23 protein-coding genes are annotated in these 19,921 nt (G+C 52.6%); 1 reads left to right on the top strand and 22 read right to left on the bottom strand.

Going from position 1 to position 19,921, the window contains the following annotated elements:
- Nucleotide 1 precedes the first annotated feature (1 nt).
- The 4 genes from GXX34_10890 to GXX34_10875 all read right to left on the bottom strand — a co-directional run bounded on the left by GXX34_10890 (nucleotide 2) and on the right by GXX34_10875 (nucleotide 2,356).
- A complete protein-coding gene (locus GXX34_10890; protein ID HHW08010.1) occupies nucleotides 2–484 on the bottom strand; it encodes an NADH-quinone oxidoreductase subunit C in 483 nt (160 codons plus the stop codon).
- A complete protein-coding gene (locus GXX34_10885) occupies nucleotides 477–998 on the bottom strand; it encodes an NADH-quinone oxidoreductase subunit B (protein HHW08009.1) in 522 nt (173 codons plus the stop codon). Before GXX34_10885 ends, GXX34_10890 begins: the two co-directional genes overlap by 8 nt.
- Nucleotides 989–1,342, bottom strand: coding sequence for an NAD(P)H-quinone oxidoreductase subunit 3 (gene ndhC / locus GXX34_10880; GenBank protein HHW08008.1), 354 nt, complete (start codon nucleotides 1,340–1,342; stop codon nucleotides 989–991). Before ndhC ends, GXX34_10885 begins: the two co-directional genes overlap by 10 nt.
- Before the next feature lie 243 nt (nucleotides 1,343–1,585).
- Complete coding sequence (locus GXX34_10875; protein HHW08007.1) at nucleotides 1,586–2,356, bottom strand: ribonuclease HII; 771 nt, start codon at nucleotides 2,354–2,356, stop codon at nucleotides 1,586–1,588.
- A gap of 245 nt (nucleotides 2,357–2,601) precedes the next feature.
- Between GXX34_10875 and GXX34_10870 the strand changes: the two genes are divergently transcribed.
- Nucleotides 2,602–3,216, top strand: coding sequence for a copper amine oxidase N-terminal domain-containing protein (locus GXX34_10870; protein HHW08006.1), 615 nt, complete (start codon nucleotides 2,602–2,604; stop codon nucleotides 3,214–3,216).
- Nucleotides 3,217–3,274: 58 nt separating this feature from the next.
- On the opposite strand, the gene ylqF is transcribed toward GXX34_10870, so the two are convergent.
- The 18 genes from ylqF to fabD all read right to left on the bottom strand — a co-directional run bounded on the left by ylqF (nucleotide 3,275) and on the right by fabD (nucleotide 19,921).
- On the bottom strand, nucleotides 3,275–4,123 hold the full coding sequence (ylqF, locus tag GXX34_10865; protein HHW08005.1) for a ribosome biogenesis GTPase YlqF: 849 nt from the start codon (nucleotides 4,121–4,123) through the stop codon (nucleotides 3,275–3,277).
- 8 nt (nucleotides 4,124–4,131) lie between these two features.
- The gene (gene lepB / locus GXX34_10860; GenBank protein HHW08004.1) at nucleotides 4,132–4,650 is read right to left on the bottom strand and encodes a signal peptidase I; all 519 of its coding nucleotides are present in this window, start codon (nucleotides 4,648–4,650) and stop codon (nucleotides 4,132–4,134) included.
- Between the two features lie 70 nt (nucleotides 4,651–4,720).
- On the bottom strand, nucleotides 4,721–5,062 hold the full coding sequence (rplS, locus tag GXX34_10855; GenBank protein ID HHW08003.1) for a 50S ribosomal protein L19: 342 nt from the start codon (nucleotides 5,060–5,062) through the stop codon (nucleotides 4,721–4,723).
- A gap of 34 nt (nucleotides 5,063–5,096) precedes the next feature.
- Nucleotides 5,097–5,837, bottom strand: coding sequence for a tRNA (guanosine(37)-N1)-methyltransferase TrmD (gene trmD, locus GXX34_10850; protein ID HHW08002.1), 741 nt, complete (start codon nucleotides 5,835–5,837; stop codon nucleotides 5,097–5,099).
- 10 nt (nucleotides 5,838–5,847) lie between these two features.
- Entirely contained in the window at nucleotides 5,848–6,375 is a 528-nt protein-coding gene (rimM, locus tag GXX34_10845) for a 16S rRNA processing protein RimM (protein ID HHW08001.1), read from the bottom strand.
- 14 nt (nucleotides 6,376–6,389) lie between these two features.
- Complete coding sequence (locus GXX34_10840) at nucleotides 6,390–6,617, bottom strand: KH domain-containing protein (protein HHW08000.1); 228 nt, start codon at nucleotides 6,615–6,617, stop codon at nucleotides 6,390–6,392.
- Nucleotides 6,618–6,636: 19 nt separating this feature from the next.
- Complete coding sequence (gene rpsP, locus GXX34_10835) at nucleotides 6,637–6,909, bottom strand: 30S ribosomal protein S16 (GenBank protein HHW07999.1); 273 nt, start codon at nucleotides 6,907–6,909, stop codon at nucleotides 6,637–6,639.
- A gap of 48 nt (nucleotides 6,910–6,957) precedes the next feature.
- Entirely contained in the window at nucleotides 6,958–8,310 is a 1,353-nt protein-coding gene (ffh, locus tag GXX34_10830; GenBank protein ID HHW07998.1) for a signal recognition particle protein, read from the bottom strand.
- Between the two features lie 12 nt (nucleotides 8,311–8,322).
- Nucleotides 8,323–8,673: a YlxM family DNA-binding protein gene (locus tag GXX34_10825; protein HHW07997.1), complete on the bottom strand. Its 351-nt coding sequence runs from the start codon at nucleotides 8,671–8,673 to the stop codon at nucleotides 8,323–8,325.
- Between the two features lie 81 nt (nucleotides 8,674–8,754).
- Entirely contained in the window at nucleotides 8,755–10,059 is a 1,305-nt protein-coding gene (locus GXX34_10820) for an amidohydrolase (GenBank protein HHW07996.1), read from the bottom strand.
- Between the two features lie 28 nt (nucleotides 10,060–10,087).
- Nucleotides 10,088–11,023 (bottom strand): signal recognition particle-docking protein FtsY, encoded by a 936-nt coding sequence (gene ftsY, locus GXX34_10815; GenBank protein ID HHW07995.1) that lies wholly within the window; start codon nucleotides 11,021–11,023, stop codon nucleotides 10,088–10,090.
- Nucleotides 11,024–11,074: 51 nt separating this feature from the next.
- Nucleotides 11,075–14,644 (bottom strand): chromosome segregation protein SMC, encoded by a 3,570-nt coding sequence (gene smc, locus GXX34_10810; protein HHW07994.1) that lies wholly within the window; start codon nucleotides 14,642–14,644, stop codon nucleotides 11,075–11,077.
- Nucleotides 14,645–14,947: 303 nt separating this feature from the next.
- Nucleotides 14,948–15,667 (bottom strand): ribonuclease III, encoded by a 720-nt coding sequence (rnc, locus tag GXX34_10805; protein ID HHW07993.1) that lies wholly within the window; start codon nucleotides 15,665–15,667, stop codon nucleotides 14,948–14,950.
- 20 nt (nucleotides 15,668–15,687) lie between these two features.
- Nucleotides 15,688–16,929 (bottom strand): beta-ketoacyl-ACP synthase II, encoded by a 1,242-nt coding sequence (fabF, locus tag GXX34_10800; protein ID HHW07992.1) that lies wholly within the window; start codon nucleotides 16,927–16,929, stop codon nucleotides 15,688–15,690.
- A 4-nt stretch (nucleotides 16,930–16,933) separates the two neighbouring features.
- A complete protein-coding gene (locus GXX34_10795; protein HHW07991.1) occupies nucleotides 16,934–17,890 on the bottom strand; it encodes a nitronate monooxygenase in 957 nt (318 codons plus the stop codon).
- A gap of 70 nt (nucleotides 17,891–17,960) precedes the next feature.
- Nucleotides 17,961–18,194 (bottom strand): acyl carrier protein, encoded by a 234-nt coding sequence (gene acpP / locus GXX34_10790; protein HHW07990.1) that lies wholly within the window; start codon nucleotides 18,192–18,194, stop codon nucleotides 17,961–17,963.
- 45 nt (nucleotides 18,195–18,239) lie between these two features.
- Complete coding sequence (fabG, locus tag GXX34_10785; GenBank protein ID HHW07989.1) at nucleotides 18,240–18,980, bottom strand: 3-oxoacyl-[acyl-carrier-protein] reductase; 741 nt, start codon at nucleotides 18,978–18,980, stop codon at nucleotides 18,240–18,242.
- A gap of 2 nt (nucleotides 18,981–18,982) precedes the next feature.
- Nucleotides 18,983–19,921, bottom strand: a complete 939-nt coding sequence (gene fabD, locus GXX34_10780; GenBank protein HHW07988.1) for an ACP S-malonyltransferase — start codon at nucleotides 19,919–19,921, stop codon at nucleotides 18,983–18,985.

Raw genomic sequence — 19,921 nt, 5'->3', positions numbered from 1 at the left:
TTCACACCTCCTTCGGTACGGCCGACTGTCTTCGCGATGCCACCTCAAAATCTTTGCGCAAGGGGTGACCTGCAAAGTCATCGGATAACAGGATCCTGGTCAGTTTCGGATGGCCCTCGTAGACAATCCCGAACATGTCATAGGCCTCCCGTTCCTGCACATTGGCCGCGGGCCAGATGTCCACCAGGGAGGGCAATCGCGGGTTATTTTTCGCCACCTGCACCTCCACTCTTAACATGCCGTAAGGCTGCCAGGACATCACATGATATACGCCTTTAAAACCTTCGTCGCCGGCATCGACAGCCGTTAAGTCTGCCAGGAAATCCAGTTTATGCTCGTTCTTTAGGTCCCGCATTACTTGCAGCAATACTTCCGGTTTAACCCGAACGGCAGGCTGAAGGGACCCCTCCAACACTTCCACTTGTTCAGGATACTTGCCGGCCAGCTTGGCCACGACTTCATCGACAGCCATCATTCTATCCATGCTTCCTCATCACCACTTTCGGGTTCTTGACTTTGTCCCTCAAAGTCAGCAAACCATGAATTAGCGCCTCCGGACGGGGAGGACAGCCAGGAATATAGACATCCACAGGCAGGAACTGGTCAGCGCCCGGCACTACATGGTAGGAATCCGCAAAAGGGCCCCCGCTGATGGCGCAGCTTCCCATGGCGATTACATACTTGGGATCGGGCATCTGATCGTACACTCTTTTCACAATAGGAGCCATTTTATCAGTAATTGTACCGGCCACAATCATCAAGTCTGCCTGCCTGGGTGAAGGACGGAACACTTCATAACCAAATCTGGCCACGTCATACCTGGCTCCGCCAGCGGCCATCATCTCAATGGCGCAGCAAGCGAGACCGAAGGTCACCGGCCAAAAAGAATGAGCTCTCGCGTAATCCAGGACTTGATCAATAGAAGCCAAAATAATATTCTTACGCACCATCTCTTCCTCAGGGCTCAACGGTTTTTGATTATTGTTATTTACAGCCATTCCAATGCTCCTTCCTTCCAAGCGTACCATAGGCCAACAACCAGAATACCGATAAAGATCAGCATTTCAACAAACGCAAAAAGTCCCAGTTTTTGAAAAGCAACAGCCCACGGATACAGGAAAATGGTCTCAACGTCAAAAATCAAGAACACCAAAGCATACATAAAATAACTGATCTTAAACTGTACCCACGTCGGTCCTTGCGTTTCCAAGCCGCATTCGTAGGTCGACAGTTTTTCCGGCGAAGGCTTCTTAGGACGCACCAAGCCCGCCACCAACAGCACTACAATACCAAAAGCCAAAGCTACCAGGAAAAAAATACCTATGGACAGGTATTGTTCCATCCCTCTTCCCCCCTTTCTTTTGCAATTTTTTAAATTTTGTATTGCCCAAACAATTAGCGGATGTTAGGAATAATTTACGGGGTGACCAGTCGATATTTTTACGTGAATGGTCCCGACAACCATAATAGCTATTCTACATTGCTTTTCTTTTACCTTCCTGGCTCCCTAAACTTTTTTGCAAGAAACTTGTCAACCTTTTGTAAGATCAAATTAAAACCGGCAGAGTGTTAACCTGTTAATAAGCTAAAATATCTGCTGCTCCAGGCGTTTCTCCCGGCGAAATGACTTCCGGTGGACCGGGCTCAAGCCGTACTTTTCTATGGCGGCGTAATGCTCCCTGGTTGGGTATCCTTTATGCTTGTCAAAGCCATAGCAAGGATACCGCCAATGCAGGTCCTCCATATAAGCATCCCGGGTCACTTTTGCCAGGATTGATGCGGCAGCTATGGAAGCAGATGCCCGGTCGCCTCCCACCACCGTTTGCTGCCTGTAGTCCAAATCAGGAATCTCGGCATTTCCATCGATCAACAAGATACTAGGTTGTACCGGCAGGGCGGCCACCGCACGTTTCATGGCCAACAAGCTGGCTCGTCTAATATTCAACCGGTCGATCTCTTCTACGGAAGCCCATCCCACCGCCCAGGCCTTCGCTTTTTCCTTAATCCGCCCGGCCAGCTCCCTTCTTTTCACAGGAGACAACTGCTTGGAATCATTTAATCCCGGAATGGGCACGGAAACATCCAGGATGACGGCGGCAGCAGTCACCGGCCCCGCCAAAGGCCCCCGGCCGGCTTCATCAACCCCAGCGACCAGGGTCGCCGGGCTGCCCCATTTCTTTTCCCAAGTCAACAGTTCTTCCAGTCGTTGGCGCTCTTTCAGCAGCTTTTGATAGAGTTCTTGCACGGCGATCCGGTGGTCATCAGCCAGCATTTCCCACAAGGGATCCTCCATGCCGGGCATACCGTTCTGATCCAGCAGGCGCCGGAGTTCCTTGATTGAGCCCGGAAAACCCATCTCGTCCCTCCTTGTTTTTTGATAAGCATTTTCTAGCAAAACTATTTTTGAGAAATTTCAAAAACATTGCCTGATATGTGTTTATTTCTGAATCTCCAGCAGGAAATTTATCCTTGACGTTTAATATTAAGGAAAGAATACTCCGGCAAGAGCATACCGCCGCAAATCCTGAAAACGGGGGGTGACAACGGCACCGGGAACCGACGACAAACCAGGAAAAGAACAATATTAAGGAGGTTATGCACATGAATCGCCAACTTCGTATTGTTGCTCTGACTGTACTGATCGGATTACTATTTGTTTTGGCTGCTGCCCAAACGGTCACAGCTATGCCCAGCATGGGGTCTGACTACAGCAAACCGGAATGCGCCAGCTGCCATTATGAAGGTGGGCCTGCTCCGGCTCCCAAGAAGGAAGCCCCTAAACAAGAAGCTCCCAAACAGGAAGCTCCGAAACAACAAGCAGCTCCTCAACAGCAAACGTCATCCGCTCCTAAAGCAGCCGCACCTGCAGCCAAAGCTCCCGCCTATAAAAAGGTTAGCCTGGCTGTCAACAACAGTAATATTGAAGTGGTCATAATCAATAATCACAGCCTGCTCAGCGCCCGTGAACTGGGCAACATCCTCGGCGCCGAAGTAGCTTGGGATGGTGAAGCCAAAGCTATTACATTTACCGCCGGAGAGAAATCAGTAACCGTCTACTTGGATAAGCAGGAAGCCAAAGTGAACGGCAGTGATGCGAAGGCTCCCGTCAAAGCACAATCCATCGACGGCAGCAACATGGTACCTGTGCGGTTTGTGGCCGAGGCCTTAGGGTTCACGGTTCACTACACCGGCCAAGCCATTTCCATTTATCAATAAATTAATAAACTATGGAAACTAAAGGGGATAGATAGGTGGCCTTACCGCTATCCCCTTTTTACTGTTCCGGCATTTCCAAAGTCATCCTGCCGAGCTTTCCCTTGCGAAACTCCTGTAGAAGGCGCCGGGCCGTTTTCTCCTCGTCCACGGCACCCCCTGACTTCAATAAACCCCAGCGGTTACCCAAAGCATATAAAATATCCCAATCCGTGTGCCCGGCGTCTTCCGCCAGGCCGTAGACTCCGGCTAACAAGCCGGGACGCCTCTGCCGCACCAAGCTGATGAAGCCCTGCGCCACCTGCACCGCCTCAAAGACCTCTTCCTTGACGGCACCGGTGATGGCCAGCAACAGGCCTGTTTCAGGGGAATCGAATTTCGGCCACAAAAGGCCGGGGGTATCCAACAGCTCCAAATCCCGCCGGATCCGCACCCACTGGGTGCCCCGGGTAACTCCCGGCCGGTCACCGGTCCTGGTACTGCTGCGCCTGATAATGCTGTTAATCAATGAAGACTTGCCCACGTTGGGAACACCTACAACCATCACCCGGACGGGCCGGGAACGCAGGCCTTTTTCTTTCCACTTCAAGAGCAGTTCCTCGGCCAGTTCCCTGATCATAACGGGCAGTACTCTCACTTCTTCCGGCCGGGCCGCCAGGGCCACCGCCTTTTCCCCCCGGGCGGTGAAAAAGGAAAGCCATGCTCGGGTGGCATCCTCCTCGGCCAAATCAGCCTTATTCAAGACAATCATGGCTTTCTTGTTTCCCAGCAGCTGTCTCAAATCGGGATTGCCGGAACTGATGGGTATGCGAGCATCGCGCACTTCCAGCACTACATCCACCAGTTTAATCTGCTCCGACAACAGCCTTTTGGCTTTGGCCATGTGACCCGGATACCATTGAATATCCATCTTTTCACCTACTTAACGGTACCAATGCGTTCCAAAGGCCAGTAAATCGCCAGGACATTCCCGATCAGTAAATCCCTGGGTAAGGGCCCCCAGACACGGCTGTCCTGGCTGTTATTCCTGTTATCCCCCAGCACAAAATAGCTATTGGCAGGAACGGTAACCGGCGGGAAATCCGGGTAAACCAGTCCCTCAGGGAGATAGTCTTCCGCCAGGGCCTGCCCGTTAATGAACACCCGGCTGTCCCGGATCTCCACTGTTTCACCGGGCAATCCTATGATGCGTTTGACAAAGTCTTGGGACGGATCATAGGGGAACTTAAACACCACAATCTGTCCTCTTTCCGGATCTTTGAACCGGCTGGTCAGTTTATTGACGATAATTTTATCTCCTACCTGTAACGTCGGCTCCATGGAACCGGAAGGGATATAAAAAGGCTGGAAAAGAAAAGTCCGGATGACCAGGGCCAGGATCACTGCGATGGCTATGGTTTCGATCCAGTCCCAAAATACGGATTTCTGTTTGGTCATAAAAACCTCCGCCTCGTCGCTTTCTGGTTACTAAAAGAGGACTGACAAGCAGTCCCTCTTAAATTTTATGCTATGCATGCTCTTTAATTCTGGCGGATTTTCCAACGCGTTCGCGCAGGTAATAGAGTTTGGCACGTCTGACTTTTCCTCTTCTCTTCACTACGATCTTTTCAATGCGAGGCGAATGAACAGGGAAAGTCCTTTCCACACCTACCCCATAGGACATCCTGCGAACGGTAAAAGTCTCCTGAATACCGCTGCCTCTCCTACGGATCACCGTGCCTTCAAACACCTGTATCCGTTCCCTGTTACCTTCCACGACTTTGACATGCACACTAACCGTATCACCCGGTTTGAAATCGGGAATATCCTTTCTCATTTGCTCCTGACCAATAGTCTGGACGATATCCATGCCGGTACCTCCTTTCGTTGAAAAATAAGACTGTTTATCCATCCATATCTAAACTGGCTAGAAACTCTCGCTCCTCTTGGGATAAAGAAGCTTTTTCCAATAAGTCCGGACGCCTCTGCTTCGTGCGGATTAATGATTGCATCCGCCGCCACTGGTTGATTTGAGCGTGATGACCTGACAAGAGCACCTCCGGCACTTCCAACCCCAAGAATTCACGGGGTCTGGTATACTGTGGGTATTCCAGCAACCCGCCTGCAAAGGTCTCTTCCCTGGCTGATTGTTCATCACCGAGCACCCCGGGCAGCAAACGGCACACGGCATCGATGATCACCAGGGCACCCAACTCCCCACCAGTCAAGATATAATCGCCGATGGAGATCTCTTCGGGAGCAAGCAGGATGCGCACCCTTTCATCGATACCTTCATAATGACCGCATACTAAGATCAAATGTTCTTCTTTAGATAATTCCCAAGCCAGTTCTTGATTAAACAGCTTGCCCTGAGGAGACAGGAGGATGGTACGGGAATTGACGCCGGCCTTGACCCCTTTTTTCACCTCTGACCAGGCGCGAAAAATCGGCTCCGGCTTCATCACCATACCGGAACCTCCGCCGAAAGGATAGTCATCCACCCGGCGATGTTTATCAGTGGCATAATCACGGAAATTTACCAGCCCCACTTCCAAAATCCCTTTCTCAATCGCTCTCTTCAAGATACTGGTGTTTAAAGGACTGTGAAACATTTCCGGAAAAATGGTCAAGACATCAATGCGCATGGCGATTCCCCTAATCAATCAATCCCGGAAGCAGCTTCACCAGGATCCGGCGACCCTCCAAATCAATGCTCTTGATACAATCTTTAATCGCCGGCAGCAGGATCTCCCGGCCGGTCTCCGGATGGCAAACCCGGTAGACGTCATTGCTGCCGGTGGGCAAAATCTCTTTTAGTATTCCCAGGAAATCTCCTTCCTCAGTCAGAACCGGCAATCCAACCAGTTGAAAGATATAATAATGTCCTTCAGGCAGCGGGTAGACCCGGTCTTCCGGCACTTTAATGAGGACTCCTCTCAGTTCTTCCGCCGCTGACATATCCTCAACGCCGGACAACCTGAGAATAATCCATTGCCGGTGGTACCTGACGGTCTCGATTTCATGTTTACTCAACCGCCCATCCCGGTCCAGCCACACTTCCTCCCCTGTTTGAAACCGCTCGGGAAAATCCGTTAAAGGCTGAACTTTCAGTTCGCCTTTATGCCCGTGGGTCGTAAGAATTTTGCCTATAGCGATGAAAAGCCCTTGTTCCCCGTCTTTCACCGTTAATCAGCCCGTTAGATAATTTCTACAACAACTTTCTTTCTTTCCTTGCTCGAGGCGGCTTTGACAATGGTGCGAATGGACTTGGCAATTCTTCCTTGCTTGCCGATCACTTTGCCCATGTCTTCTGGAGCCACCTTCAACTCCAAAATCACTGATTTTTCGCCTTCAATCATGTTCACATTCACCGCATCCGGATTATCCACAAGAGCTTTGGCAAGGCATTCGACGAGTTCCTTCATGATATGACCTCCTCATCCGCTACTCTGCTCCCTTAGCTTCAGCGATTTTTTGCCAAACTCCGGCTTTCTTAAACAAAGCTCTTACGGTTTCCGAAGGCTGAGCACCGTTGTTGAGCCACTTAATTGCCTTTTCGGTATCGATTTGAATAGCCTCAGGCTGGCTAACAGGGTTATAATAGCCGATTTCTTCGATGAACCGGCCGTCCCTGGGGGAACGGGCATCCGCCACTACCACCCGGTAAAAAGGAGCTTTCTTACTCCCCATTCTTCTCAAGCGAATCCTGGTTGCCAATCATTCCACCTCCTTACCCATGATGTAATGGTTCTATGGAAATGACCCTTATCTGAATAAGGGAAACTTAAACCCCTTCTTGCCTTTCTTGGCAGCGCCGGAAAACTCCCCTAGCTGCTTCATCATTTTCCTGACTTCCGTAAACTGTTTCAGCACCCGGTTCACATCTTGGACCGTGGTACCGCTGCCCATGGCGATGCGCCGCTTGCGGCTGCCGTTTATGATGTCGGGATGCCGTCTCTCCTCGGGGGTCATGGACTGGATAATGGCTTCCACATGCTTTAATTCCTTCTCATCTACTTGGACGTTTTTCAGTTTTTTCATCTGCCCCATGCCCGGGAGCATGCCCAGAATATCTTCCAAAGGTCCCATGGATTTAACTTGGTTCAGTTGTTCCAAGAAATCCTCCAAAGTGAATTCCTGCTGGCGCAGTTTGCGCTCCATTTCCTTGACCTTTTCCTGATCGATGCTGGCCTGGGCCTTTTCGATCAGGGTCAACACATCGCCCATGCCCAGAATCCGCGAGGCCATCCGGTCAGGGTGAAAAGGTTCCAAAGCGTCCAGCTTTTCTCCCACGCCGGCAAATTTGATAGGCCTGCCGGTAACGGCTTTGACGGACAAGGCGGCCCCTCCCCGGGTATCCCCGTCCAACTTGGTTATGATAATGCCGTCAATGCCCACGGACTGGTGGAAGCTCTCGGCTACCGTCACCGCATCCTGGCCTGTCATGGCATCGACCACTAATAGCACTTCGTGGGGCTGCACGGCTGCCTTGATATCTTGCAGTTCCTGCATCAATTCCTCGTTAATATGCAGCCGCCCCGCCGTATCCAGGATAACCAGGTCATTGCCGTGGGGCTGGGCATGGTCTACGGCCTGCCTGGCAATCTCCACGGGACTGACCTTATCCCCTAAAGAAAAAACCGGAATCTCATGCTGGGAACCCAATACTTCCAACTGCTTAATAGCCGCAGGGCGGTACACGTCGCAAGCTACCAGCAAGGGACGCCGGCCCTGCCTTTTGAAATAATTGGCCAGTTTACCGGCACTGGTGGTCTTCCCGGAACCCTGCAAACCCACCAGCATTACCACCGTCGGGGGTTTGGGAGCCAGGACGATCTTGCTCTGGCTTCCTCCCATCAAAGCGGTAAGCTCCTCATGCACAATCTTAATCACTTGCTGGGCCGGGGTAAGACTCGCCATCACCTCTTGCCCCAGGGCTCTTTCCTTCACGGTGGCTACGAAATCTTTTACTACCTTGTAGTTCACGTCTGCTTCCAACAGGGCGAGGCGAACCTCCCGCATGGCTTCTTGGATATCCTTTTCAGACAGCTTACCTTTTCCTCTCAGCCGTTGAAAAGTGTTTTGCAGTTTTTCCGCCAAACTAGAAAAGGCACCCATTTTGTCTCTCCTTTACGCCTCCTGGTACACTTCCAGGAGCTTCGTTAACAGGCGGGATACTTCCTCAACCAAAGTCCGGTCTACATCACCGGCGGACAACAGAGCCCGGATCTGCTCCACTAGTTCCTGCTGCTGCAGATGCTTGCTGAAAAGGTGCAGGGATGCTTCGTATTCCTCCAGAGCGCTTTCCGCTCGCTTCAATAAATCATGCACCGCCTGCCGGCTTACCCCTTCCAGAGCAGCTATTTCCGCCAGGGAATAATCCTGGTGGTAGTATAACTCCACTAAGCTGCGCTGCCTTTCCGTCAACAGGGAACCGTAAAAACTGTACAGCCAAGCGATCCTGGTCATTTTCGCAAGCATCTGTCGCAACCTCTGTAAAGTATTTTGCCTTTACAGAGCGATTTTACAGGATTGGCCTACAGATGTCAAGAGCCACCGTTACTATCCGACAATCCTTTGCACGCATTCCTTAACTCTTTGATAAATCTCCTCTTCATCCATGGTCAGGACGCGGCCCTTTTCCACCAGGACTCGTCCATCAACCATGACCAGGTCCACGTCGCCGGGCTGGGCGGCATACACCAGGTGGGCGACGACATCATGATGCGGGTAGAGATGGGGTTTCTCAAAATCCACCAGGATGAGGTCCGCCTTATAACCGGGCTTCAGGCTGCCGACCCGGTCCAAGCCCAGAGCTTTCGCCCCGTTAACCGTAGCCATCTGCAGCACTTGATAAGCATTAACTACGGTGGGATCCAGTTTGTCCACTTTATGCAGCAGCGCGGCGGTCCGCATTTCCCCGAACAAGTCCAGGTTATTATTGCTGGCCGCCCCATCCGTTCCTAAAGCCACATTGACGCCCCGGTTCAGCATCTCCGGTACCCTGGCGATGCCGCTGGCTAACTTCATATTGCTTTCCGGGTTATGGGCTACGGACACATGGTTTTCTTTGAGAATCTCTATTTCATGCTCTGTCAAATGTACACAATGGGCAGCTAAGACCGGCACCTCAAAGAGGCCAATGTCGTGCACCAGTTCAACCGGGCGCTTACCGTAACGTTTCTTGATATCCTCTACTTCCGCCATCGTTTCTGCTAAATGAATATGTAACCCCAGGTGATGCTCCTTGGCTTTATCCACCACCAGCCGCAGGAAATCAGGCGAGCAGGTATAGGGAGCATGGGGACCCAACATAAAAGTAATGCGCCCTGCGCCCCGGTTTTGCCACTGGACCAGCAATTCCTCCGCCTCGGCCATGGACTGCCCACCCCTTTCGCCCCCGACCAACCCCCTGGCCAGGGAGGCCCGCATCCCGCTTTCCCAAACGGCTTCCGCTACCCGGTCCATGGAGAAATACATGTCGGCAAAAGCGGTAATGCCTCCTTTGAGCATTTCCAGGATGGCCAGCTTCGTACCCCAATAAATGTCTTCCGCCGTAAGCTTCGCCTCTAAAGGCCAGATCCGGTTATTCAGCCATTCCATCAAAGGCAGGTCATCGGCAAATCCCCGGAAAAGGGTCATGGCGGCATGGGTGTGAGCATTGATGAAGCCCGGCAGGGCAACTTTGCCGGCGGCATCGATGACCCGGTCCGGCGCAAAATCCCCTGGGGTCGTACCAGGCGGCCCCACATATACGATCTCGGAGCCGTCCACGGCTATTTCGCCGGGATAAGAAAGGGCCCCATCCTCCGGCAGTTCCGGATCCACCGGCACTACCACACAGTTTTTGATCAAAATTTTACTCATCGGTTTAGCCCTCCTTCGGCAAAGATTCTCACTCAGCAAACAAGGCCTCCACAAACTCTCCCGCTTGGAAAGGCTTTAAATCGTCAATGCCTTCCCCGACGCCGATGTACTTCACCGGGATGCTCATCTGATCCGCCACCGGGATGATAACCCCTCCTTTGGCGGTCCCGTCAAGCTTGGTTAGGACGATTCCGGTTACACTGGCGGTTTCCTTAAAGATCAAGGCCTGCGATAAAGCGTTTTGCCCGGTGGTAGCATCAAGGACCAGCAATACTTCGTGGGGAGCTTCCGGTATTTCCCGCTTCAGTACCCGCACGATTTTATTCAATTCATTCATGAGATTCTTCTTATTCTGCAGCCTACCGGCGGTATCAATCAACAACACGTCCGCCCCGCGGGATCTGGCTGCCTGCAAACCGTCAAACGCTACCGCCGCCGGGTCAGAGCCTTCTTGATGTTTGATCAGCTGGGCCCCGCTCCGCTGGGCCCACACCTCCAGCTGTTCAATGGCTGCCGCCCGGAAGGTATCCGCCGCCGCCAGCACCACCTTTTTCCCGTCCTTGACAAAACCGGCAGCCAGTTTGCCAATGGTGGTAGTCTTCCCGGCACCGTTCACGCCCACCACCAGGATTACTGTGAGGGAGTTCGGCTGCAGGTTGATACTATGGCTTGCCGCAGCAAGGATTTGCTTGATCTCTTCCTTGAGGATTTCCTTGACTTCCTCGCCGCTGGTGGCCTTTTTCTCCTTGGCGGTTTGCCTAACTCGTTCCACCAGGCTCAAGGAGGTGTCCACGCCCACGTCACTCTGGATGAGGATCTCCTCCAGTTCTTCAAAGAATTCCTCATCGATTTGCTTATGTCCCGAAATTAAAGAGTTAACTTTGCTGACCAAACCCTCCCTGGTTTTGGTTAATCCCGCTTTCAATTTATCAAAAAATCCCAATGATAAAACCCCCTCGTCCATAGTCGTATCATTTTAGCATGAGAAGCAAAGGGATGCAACGGGTGAGGCTCGTCAACCAACTTCACCGGCCGGCGCCAGCTTTACGGATACAAGCCTGGAAACACCTGATTTTTCCATGGTCACCCCGTACAGGGCGTCGGCGGACTCCATGGTGCCTTGCCGGTGGGAGATCAGGATGAACTGGGTTTTATCGATAAACTTGCGCAAGTAACCGGCAAAGCGGTCCACATTGGCTTCATCCAGGTTGGCATCTATTTCATCCAACACGCACAGGGGACTGGGCTTGACCATTAACAGGGCAAACAAAAGAGCCGTGGCGGTGAGGGCCCTCTCCCCGCCGGACAGCAAGGACAGGTTTTGCATCTTTTTGCCCGGGGGTTGCACCACAATCTCGATCCCGCTCTCCAGAAGATTGTCCGGCACCGTCAGCGCCAGGGTTGCCTTGCCGCCGCCAAAAAAGTAAGCAAAGGTCTCCTGAAAAGCTTGTTCCACCGCCCGGAGTGTTTCTTTAAAACGGAGACTCATGATTCTTTCCATCTCTTGGATTACTTGAAACAGTCCATCCCGCGCTTTCAGGAGGTCCTTTTGCTGCAGCGTCAAGAAGTCATACCTGTCTTTCATGCGCCGGTACTCCGCCAAAGCGTTCGGGTTAACCAAACCCAGGGCCTCAATCTCTTTTTTCAAGGATTTAATTCTTGTTTCCGCTTGTCCTCGTGACGGCAGCGGCACCCGCTGGGCCTGGGCCTGCTCCCAGGTAAGCTGGAATTTCTCCTTCAGCCTCAGCACGGCGTTATCCCATTCCACATCCAGCCTGGTTTGCTGCACCTCCAGTTGATGCTGCCGCTCCTTTAATTCTTTTAATTCCCTGGCCAGCCGGCCGGTTTCCTTTTGCAGTTCTTGGAGCTCTTGATGGACTTCCTGCCCGTGGACCGTCAGGCTTTGCCGGCTTTTTTCCAACTCACGCCACTCATGCTGCAGTTTGATTTCTTGTTCCTTCAAAGCTGCCAAAGAAGCCATGAGCCCCTCTGCCTTTTGTTCTAACTGGCCTAACTCGTCCGCCAAAGCTTGATCCTTTTGCTGTAGTTCCCGGTAATTCCCTTCATAGTGATTGATGGAATTCTCCAGGGATTTTAACTGTTCTTTTAGAGCAGCCAACCGGATTTTATCTTCCGTTACTGTCTGACTCAACTGTTTTATGGTTTCCTGCAAAGAGGCCTCTTTCCTAGTAGTCTCTTCCAGAAGACGCAGCAACTCATCCTTGCGCCGCCCCGTTTGCTCCCTGTCCTGCTCCAGCCCGGCCAGTTTTTCCAGCAAACTCCTTTGGGCCGCCTGCAGCTGCTCCCTTTCCCAGGCCCTGTGCTGCCATGCCTGCTCTTCTTGCGCCAAGTCCTGCCGCAGCCTTTCCTGCTCCCTTTCCAGATTGAGGATTTCCAACTCCAGCTGGCTTTGCCTGGCCCTCAATTCTTCCTCCTCATGTTGCAGCCGTTCCCGCTGTGTTTCAGCTTGATGCAGTTTTGCCAGCCATTCTTCTTCCTGGGCTTTGAGATCACCCAATATCTTTTTCTGTTCAGCTATTTCCCGGCTGCGGCCCAACAAACCGGTTTCCCTGGTTTTGTAACTGCCTCCCGTAAGGGATCCTCCCGGGTACACCACTTCCCCGTCCAGGGTCACCACTTTCACCGCATAACCGCTTTTCCTGGCAATGGATAAAGCCACGCTCAGGTCCTTGACCACCACCACGTTACCTAATAAGTATTCGAGCACCGGTTCCTGCCCCGGTGCGATCTTTACCAGTTCCGAGGCCAGCCCTATCACTCCCGCCCCGGTTAACAGGGGGAGAAAACCCCGGGGAAACTTCCGGGGCTGCAAAGTATTCAACGGCAAAAAAGTCGCCCGGCCTGCTCTTTCTCGTTTTAACCAATCAATGGCTTTCCGGGCTTCCTCATCTGTCTCCGCCACTAAATACTGGATGGCGCCGCCGAGGGCAGTCTCAATCGCTTTTTCATAGGCAGGAGGCACCTCCAGCAGTTCCCCCACCACGCCGGCCAGCTTGAAAGCCCCGGTTTTCATGCCCACTTTTAGCAGGTTGCGAATGCCCCCGTGATACCCTTCCAGGTTCTCTTTCATTTCTTCCAGCACTTTGCAGCGGGAGAGGGTGGCATGCATTTTCCGGTCCAACTGCTTCAATTGCTCCTGGATGCCCGCGATATACCGCTGGGTTTCCCCCTGACCGGTGAGAACTTGCCGGTACCGCTCCCGGTGCGCTTCTAATTGTTCTTTGCCGGCGGCTATCTTATTGCTGATGACCGCTATAGTCTCCTGCAGTTCCTTTTGCTGCCGTTCAAAAGCTATCTCGCTGTGGGCCAGTTTTTGTTCCTGGTGATTAAGGTTTTTCAATTCATACTGGATTTCCAAACAGGAGTTTTGACAGGAAAGGAGATGTTGTTCTATGTCAAAGAGATCGTTCTTCAATTGAGCGGCAGTGGTTTGACAACGGGCCAGGTCCTGCTGGCAAGCATCCAGCTGCTCCTCCCGGCCGGCCAGCTGCCCTTTTTGCACTTCATAACTACCGGCCAAAGTGTCAAGCTGCTTCTTGTACTCCCGGTACTCCAACTCCAGTTGCTCCAGCTTCGCCAGGTTGCGCTGTCTTTCTTGTCGGATGGACTCCTGTCGCTCCTTTAGGGACGCGAGCCTGTCCTGGGTCAATACCATTTGCCCTTGGGTGTGTTGCAGTTCCTGCTCCAGGCGAAACAAATCCCCTTGCCGGGCTTGTTCCTGTTCTTTGAGTTTTTGCTGTGCAAGAGCTAATTCCTCCAAACGACCGGCCAAAAGGCTGTAATCGGTTTCTTTTTGCCAGAGAGCTTGCTCTAGAGCCGCTTTCTCCTCCCCTACTTTTTGCCGGGCGCCGGCTATTCGTTCCATGTCCAGGCAAGACAAGCTGATCTCCAAAGCCGCCAATTCTTCACTCAAGGCCTGATACCGCTGGGCCTTGCAGGCCTCCTCCTCTAAAGGGATTAAGTTTTGCTCCAACTCAAACAGCAGGTCCTGCAGCCGGTCCAGATTGGCACTGGTGTGTTCCAGCTTCTTGGTTGCTTCTGCCTTCCGGTTGCGATAGCGAACGATACCGGCCGCTTCCTCGAACAAAGCCCGGCGCTCTTCCGGCCTGGAACTGAGAATGGCGTCTACTTGCCCCTGCCCAATGATGGCAAAAGCCTCTTTCCCCAACCCGGTGTCGTGAAACAATTCGTGAATGTCTTTGAGGCGGCAAGGAACTCTGTTAATATAAAACTCACTCTCGCCGGAACGATAAACCCGGCGGGAGACCGTTACTTCACTAAAATCCAAAGGCAGGAGCCCGGTGCTGTTATCAAAAACCAGGGTGACCGAGGCCATGCCCAGGGGCTTCCGTCCCTCGCTGCCGCTAAAGATGATGTCCTCCCATTTGCTGCCCCGCAAAGCTTTCAAACTCTGCTCCCCTAACACCCAGCGAATCGCGTCACAGATGTTGCTTTTCCCGCTGCCGTTAGGCCCCACGATACAGGTAATACCGGGACCGAATTCCAAACGTACTTTATCGGCAAAGGATTTAAAACCTTGAATTTCGATGGACTTTAGAAACAACCCTCTAACCTCCAGCGGCTTTTTTCCAATCACTCTAATATTTTAACACGACAGCCGGATCTTTGTAAAAAAATAGGCGCACCCGCGCCTAAGACCGTAAACAAAAAAGGGCAAGCGGTGTCAACCGTAAAGGCAGAATTGAACTGAGGGAGCCCGGGGAAAAACGCCAATCCCTGAACACCCTCAAGTGCCGATGGGAGACACCCGGGGGCGACCCGGCTTATCCCCGGATCGTCACCTGAATCCCACGATTAACACCGGTTACCGGTGTTGTTCATGAACCGGTTGAGGCACCGTTGCGCCCTATATTTCCAATTTATATTTAGCTTTGAGTTTATTAAGCGCCTTTTCCGCCGCCTGTTGTTCTGCTTCCTTCTTGCTCCGGCCCTTGCCGGTAGCTACCAGAATTCCCTTGATAATAACTCCCATTTCATATCGTTTATTGTGATCAGGCCCCGTCTCTTGAATCACGTCATAGGTAACGACATCCTCGTACAGGCGATGAACCAGTTCCTGCAAGGCGGTTTTGAAATCCCTGCTGCCTCTTTGGGCCACTTCCTCGATCTCATCTTTTAGAAAGGCAAGTACCATTTCCTTTGTTTTTTCCAAACCCTGGTCAAGAAACACGGCTCCGATGATGGCTTCCACGGCATCACTTAAGGTGGAGGCACGGTAGCGACCGCCGGACAAGTCCTCTCCTTTGCCCAACAGGAGATACTTCCCCAAATCCAACTTGAATGCCAAGCGGGCCAGCGCCGCTTCACAAACCACCGCCGCCCGCATGCGAGTTAAATCTCCTTCTGCTTTATCGGGAAAACGGGAAAAAAGATAATCCGCCACGATCATACCCAATACGGCATCGCCCAGGAATTCCAGGCGCTGGTTGTCCCTCAACCTCTGGCCGGGATGTTCCGCCGTATAAGTCCGGTGGGTCAACGCTTCGTTTAATAGTTCCCAAGCATTCATTCTGACCGATAGTTTCTCAGCCAATTCCTGCAGATGCTTTAACCGTACAGCCAGCATGAGTTAAAATCCTCCAAACATTATTGCCGAAAACTTTTGATGACAATAGTTGCATTATGCCCCCCAAAACCGAAGGAATTAGACAGAGCTACCTCAACCTGAGCCCGGCGAGCTTGATTGGGGACGTAGTCCAAGTCACACTCGGGATCCGGGTTCTCATAATTAATGGTCGGCGGGATGATGCCGCGATTAATCGCCAGCACACAAGCAATGGCTTCCACCGCACCGGCCGCTCCCAGCAAATGACCGGTCATGGATTTGGTAGAGCTGACAGGTACCCGGTAAGCGTGGTCACCGAATACTTTCTTAATGGCCAGGGTTTCCAGTTTATCGTTTAAGTCCGTGGAGGTGCCGTGGGCATTAATATAGTCAACTTCAGCCGGTAGAATTCCCGCATCCTGTAAAGCTAACTCCATGGCCCGCGCCGCCCTGGAACCGTCTGGGGCCGGGGCGGTAATGTGGTATGCATCGGCGGTGCAACCGTAGCCGGCCAGCTCTCCATAAATCCTGGCACCTCGCTTCTGGGCATGCTCTAAAGTCTCCAGCACCAGGATACCGGCTCCTTCGCTTAAGACAAAACCATCTCGTTCCTTATCAAAGGGTCTGGACGCGCCTTGGGGATCGTCATTTCTGGTGGACATGGCCTTCATAGCACAGAACCCGGCCATGGACATGGGTGTAACGGCCGCCTCTGTGCCGCCGGTAATGACACAATCAGCATCACCTCTTTGAATGACCTTAAAGGCCTCGCCGATGGCATTGGTAGCTGAAGCGCAGGCACTTACCACCGTGTAATTGGGTCCGAGGGCTTTAAGCCAAATGGAAATCTGGCCTGCAGCCAAATTGGCGATCATCATCGGCACGAAAAAGGGACTGACTCGACTGGGGCCCCGTTCCAACAGCACCCGGTGCTGTTCTTCGAAAGTCCAGGTACCACCGATGCCGGTTCCTAAGACGACACCCAATCTCTCTTTATCTACGCTATCAACTTCCAACCGGGCGTCGGCAACGGCCATTTGCGCAGCAGACAGGGCAAACTGGGTAAAGCGATCCATGCGCCTGGCTTCTTTTTTGTCCAGATACTGCAGCGGGTCAAAATCCCTCACTTCTCCCGCAATCCTGGTGGGCAGGTTCGATGCATCAAAATTAGTAACCGGTCCCAACCCGGAACGCCCGTTAATCAAGGAGTCCCAAAAGGCGTCAACCCCTGTGCCCACAGGCGAGATCACACCCATGCCGGTAATCACTACCCGCTTTTTCACAGGTTTACCTCCTTTCGCCTATACTCTCTATCTCCGACAAGATCCTTTGGAATATTTCTTTCACCGATAGAATCTCCTTGACCTGGCTGACCTTGGTTCCCGCAAAGAACAAACCTTCCTGGACAATACCCCTTTGCGCCTTCTCCAGGGCATCCTTAATACAGAAGCGGCGCGAGCATCGTTTTAGACATTGCCTGCACTGCCGCGGCGGTAGTTGTTGTTCCTTTTCCAAGCGACGCACCAATTCGCTGCGGATACCTCTACCAGGCAGCCCGACTGGGCTGTCTATCAACACCAGGTCCTCTTCCGTGGCCTCCAGGTAAAGACGTTTAAATGCTTCGGAAGCATTGGATTCCTTCGCGGCTGCAAAACGGGTTCCCATCTGAACCCCGTCTGCACCCATGGCTAAAGCATCCAGAATATCGTGCCCGCTGAAGATGCCCCCGGCGGCAATGACCGGGATCTTGACGGCCTCTCGCACCGCTGGTAAGATCTTGCGCAATGGCTCCAAAGTGGCCAGGTGTCCCCCCGCATCCCCGCTTTCCACAATGACGGCGCCGGCGCCCAGGCTTTCCGCCAGCTTGGCAAAGCGTGGGGACGATACAATGGGTACCACCGGTGTTTGATAATGCTTACCCCACTGGAACATGTCCCGGGAAAAACCTGCTCCCGAGACAATCAGGTCAATGCCTTCCTCGAGTGCCGCCCCCACCAAGCTTGCGAATTCCCGCACCGCAAACATCACATTGACGCCTATAATGCCTTTGGAGAGCTGCCTGGCCCGCCTGATTTCCTGGATTAATTCCGGTACAGTCATACCCGTACCGGCAATGAGGCCAATTCCACCTTCATTTGCCACAGCAGCGGCCAAAGGCGCCGTAGAGATGCGGACGGCCATCCCACCTTGAATAATGGGCAGTTTAGCCTCTAAATGACCTATTCGCAACTTTGGAAGCGGCATCGTCATTCCCCCAAACATTTATTAACTGAACTTTAGTAAAAATCCCGTAGATAGACTACGGGACACAAGGTTAGCTAATCTTTTGCGTAACATAGTCTACAGCAGCTTTTACGGTAACAAGTTTTTCGGCATCTTCATCAGGAATTTCGATCCCGAATTCCTCTTCCAAGGCCATCACCAGTTCCACCACATCTAAAGAGTCGGCATTAAGAGACTCGAAAGTAGTCTCCATGGTTACCTCGTCTTCTTCCACACCCAGCTGCTCAACCACGATGGCTCTAATTTTCTCAAAAACCGTGGACAAAAGATTCACCCCCTTCCGGTGATATTACTATTCTTCCAAAGTTTACTATATTGTTAAACCACCGTCTACTACAATTGTTTGGCCCGTAATATAATTAGCCTTTTCGGAGGCTAAGAAAACCGCCACTCCCGCTATTTCTTCCGGCCGGCCCAAGCGCCCTACCGGAATCGAAGCCAGCAGCTTTTCCTCGTTCTCCTGCAGCAGTTTCCCGGTCATGTCGGTAGCAATGAAGCCGGGCGCAATGGCATTGACCAGGATATTGCGGGAAGCCACCTCCTTGGCCACTGATTTGGTAAAGGCGATGATCCCGGCTTTCGCCGCGGCATAATTCGCCTGTCCGGGATTGCCGGCGATGCCAGACACGGAAGCAATGTTAATGATCCTTCCCCACCTCTGCTTGAGCATGGGTTTGAGCGCCAGCTTCGTACAATTAAAAACCCCGGTCAAGTTGGTTTGGATCACCGCGTCCCAATCCTGCGGGCTCATTCTTAACAGCAGGTTATCCCGCGTAATGCCGGCATTATTGACTAAAATGTCAATGCGCCCAAAGGCTTGCAAGGCACTGTCCACCAGGCGGCCGGCTTCGTTCCGGTCACTGACGTCGGCCCTTACCACCAGGGCTTGGCGCTCTCGTGCTTCGATTTCCGCCGCCAGGCTTTTGGCTTGGGCTTCGCAGCCTACATAATTGATGACTACATGGCATCCTTCCTCCGCCAGGGCCAGCGCGATAGCTCGACCGATACCCCTGGAGCTTCCCGTCACAACCGCCACTTTGTCTTTTAACAGCATCAACCTACCTCCTTAAGTTCCTGTAAGGTTAATTGTAGGCTCGCTTCATCTTCCACATTGAGCAGCAAAACGTCTTTTAATGTTTTCTTGATGAGACCGGTGAGCACCTTTCCCGGCCCGACTTCGATAAAGATCCTGACACCTTGCCGGTACAGGAAACGCACACTCTCTTCCCAGCGCACGGGGCGGTACACCTGCTGGGCCAAGTTGAAGCGAATGGTCTCCGGATCACCTGCAATGGCAGCGGAGACGTTGGCCACTACCGGAATCTCCGGGGTATGGAAACTGAATTTCGACAGTTCCTCTTGCAACTTACGCCCGGCGGGTTCCATCAAACTGGAATGAAAAGGGCCGCTCACATTTAGAGGAATAACCCGTTTGGCACCCCGTGCCTTGGCCAATTCCATGGCCGCGTTGACCCCGTCTATGTACCCCGCAATCACCACTTGCCCGGGGCAGTTGAAATTGGCCGGCTCTACCGGGGACTTTTGTGATGCTTCCCGGCAAACCTCAGTAACGGCCTCGGCACCCAGTCCCAGCACGGCAGCCATGCCCCCGGTGCCTTGCGGCACAGCTTGTTCCATGAGCCGGCTCCTGGTGATGACGATTTGCAGCGCATCCTTAAAACGCAATACACCGGCAGCCACCAGAGCCGCATACTCACCTAAACTATGGCCGGCCGCAAAATCCGCTTTGATGCCGAAAGACTGCAGCACCCGGTAAGCAGCCACACTGGCCGTTAAAACCGCGGGTTGGGTATTGACGGTTTGGCGCAGTTCCTCCTCGGAACCTGCAAAACACAGCCGGGACAGGGGAGCAACGGCATCGGCTTCCTCAAACACCCGCCTGGCCGCAAGATAATTCTCATAAAGCTCCCGTCCCATCCCCGGATACTGGGATCCCTGCCCAGGGAAGACAAAAGCAATTTTTCCCTGCAT

It is taken from the genome of Clostridia bacterium, assembly GCA_012840125.1.
In the GTDB taxonomy this organism is placed as follows: Bacteria; Bacillota; DULZ01; order DULZ01; family DULZ01; genus DULZ01.
The sequence above is the reverse complement of the archived record's forward strand: the minus strand, read 5'-3'. Positions and strand labels throughout refer to the sequence as shown.

Bases quoted from the DNA above. Each gene is read 5' to 3' on its own strand.
- GXX34_10890 (HHW08010.1), bottom strand. From the start codon at position 484: ATGGATAGAATGATGGCTGTCGATGAAGTCGTGGCCAAGCTGGCCGGC.
- GXX34_10885 (HHW08009.1), bottom strand. From the start codon at position 998: ATGGCTGTAAATAACAATAATCAAAAACCGTTGAGCCCTGAGGAAGAG.
- ndhC (HHW08008.1), bottom strand. From the start codon at position 1,342: ATGGAACAATACCTGTCCATAGGTATTTTTTTCCTGGTAGCTTTGGCT.
- GXX34_10875 (HHW08007.1), bottom strand. From the start codon at position 2,356: ATGGGTTTTCCGGGCTCAATCAAGGAACTCCGGCGCCTGCTGGATCAG.
- GXX34_10870 (HHW08006.1), top strand. From the start codon at position 2,602: ATGAATCGCCAACTTCGTATTGTTGCTCTGACTGTACTGATCGGATTA.
- ylqF (HHW08005.1), bottom strand. From the start codon at position 4,123: ATGGATATTCAATGGTATCCGGGTCACATGGCCAAAGCCAAAAGGCTG.
- lepB (HHW08004.1), bottom strand. From the start codon at position 4,650: ATGACCAAACAGAAATCCGTATTTTGGGACTGGATCGAAACCATAGCC.
- rplS (HHW08003.1), bottom strand. From the start codon at position 5,062: ATGGATATCGTCCAGACTATTGGTCAGGAGCAAATGAGAAAGGATATT.
- trmD (HHW08002.1), bottom strand. From the start codon at position 5,837: ATGCGCATTGATGTCTTGACCATTTTTCCGGAAATGTTTCACAGTCCT.
- GXX34_10840 (HHW08000.1), bottom strand. From the start codon at position 6,617: ATGAAGGAACTCGTCGAATGCCTTGCCAAAGCTCTTGTGGATAATCCG.
- ffh (HHW07998.1), bottom strand. From the start codon at position 8,310: ATGGGTGCCTTTTCTAGTTTGGCGGAAAAACTGCAAAACACTTTTCAA.
- GXX34_10825 (HHW07997.1), bottom strand. From the start codon at position 8,673: ATGCTTGCGAAAATGACCAGGATCGCTTGGCTGTACAGTTTTTACGGT.
- GXX34_10820 (HHW07996.1), bottom strand. From the start codon at position 10,059: ATGAGTAAAATTTTGATCAAAAACTGTGTGGTAGTGCCGGTGGATCCG.
- ftsY (HHW07995.1), bottom strand. From the start codon at position 11,023: ATGGACGAGGGGGTTTTATCATTGGGATTTTTTGATAAATTGAAAGCG.
- rnc (HHW07993.1), bottom strand. From the start codon at position 15,667: ATGCTGGCTGTACGGTTAAAGCATCTGCAGGAATTGGCTGAGAAACTA.
- GXX34_10795 (HHW07991.1), bottom strand. From the start codon at position 17,890: ATGCCGCTTCCAAAGTTGCGAATAGGTCATTTAGAGGCTAAACTGCCC.
- fabD (HHW07988.1), bottom strand. From the start codon at position 19,921: ATGCAGGGAAAAATTGCTTTTGTCTTCCCTGGGCAGGGATCCCAGTAT.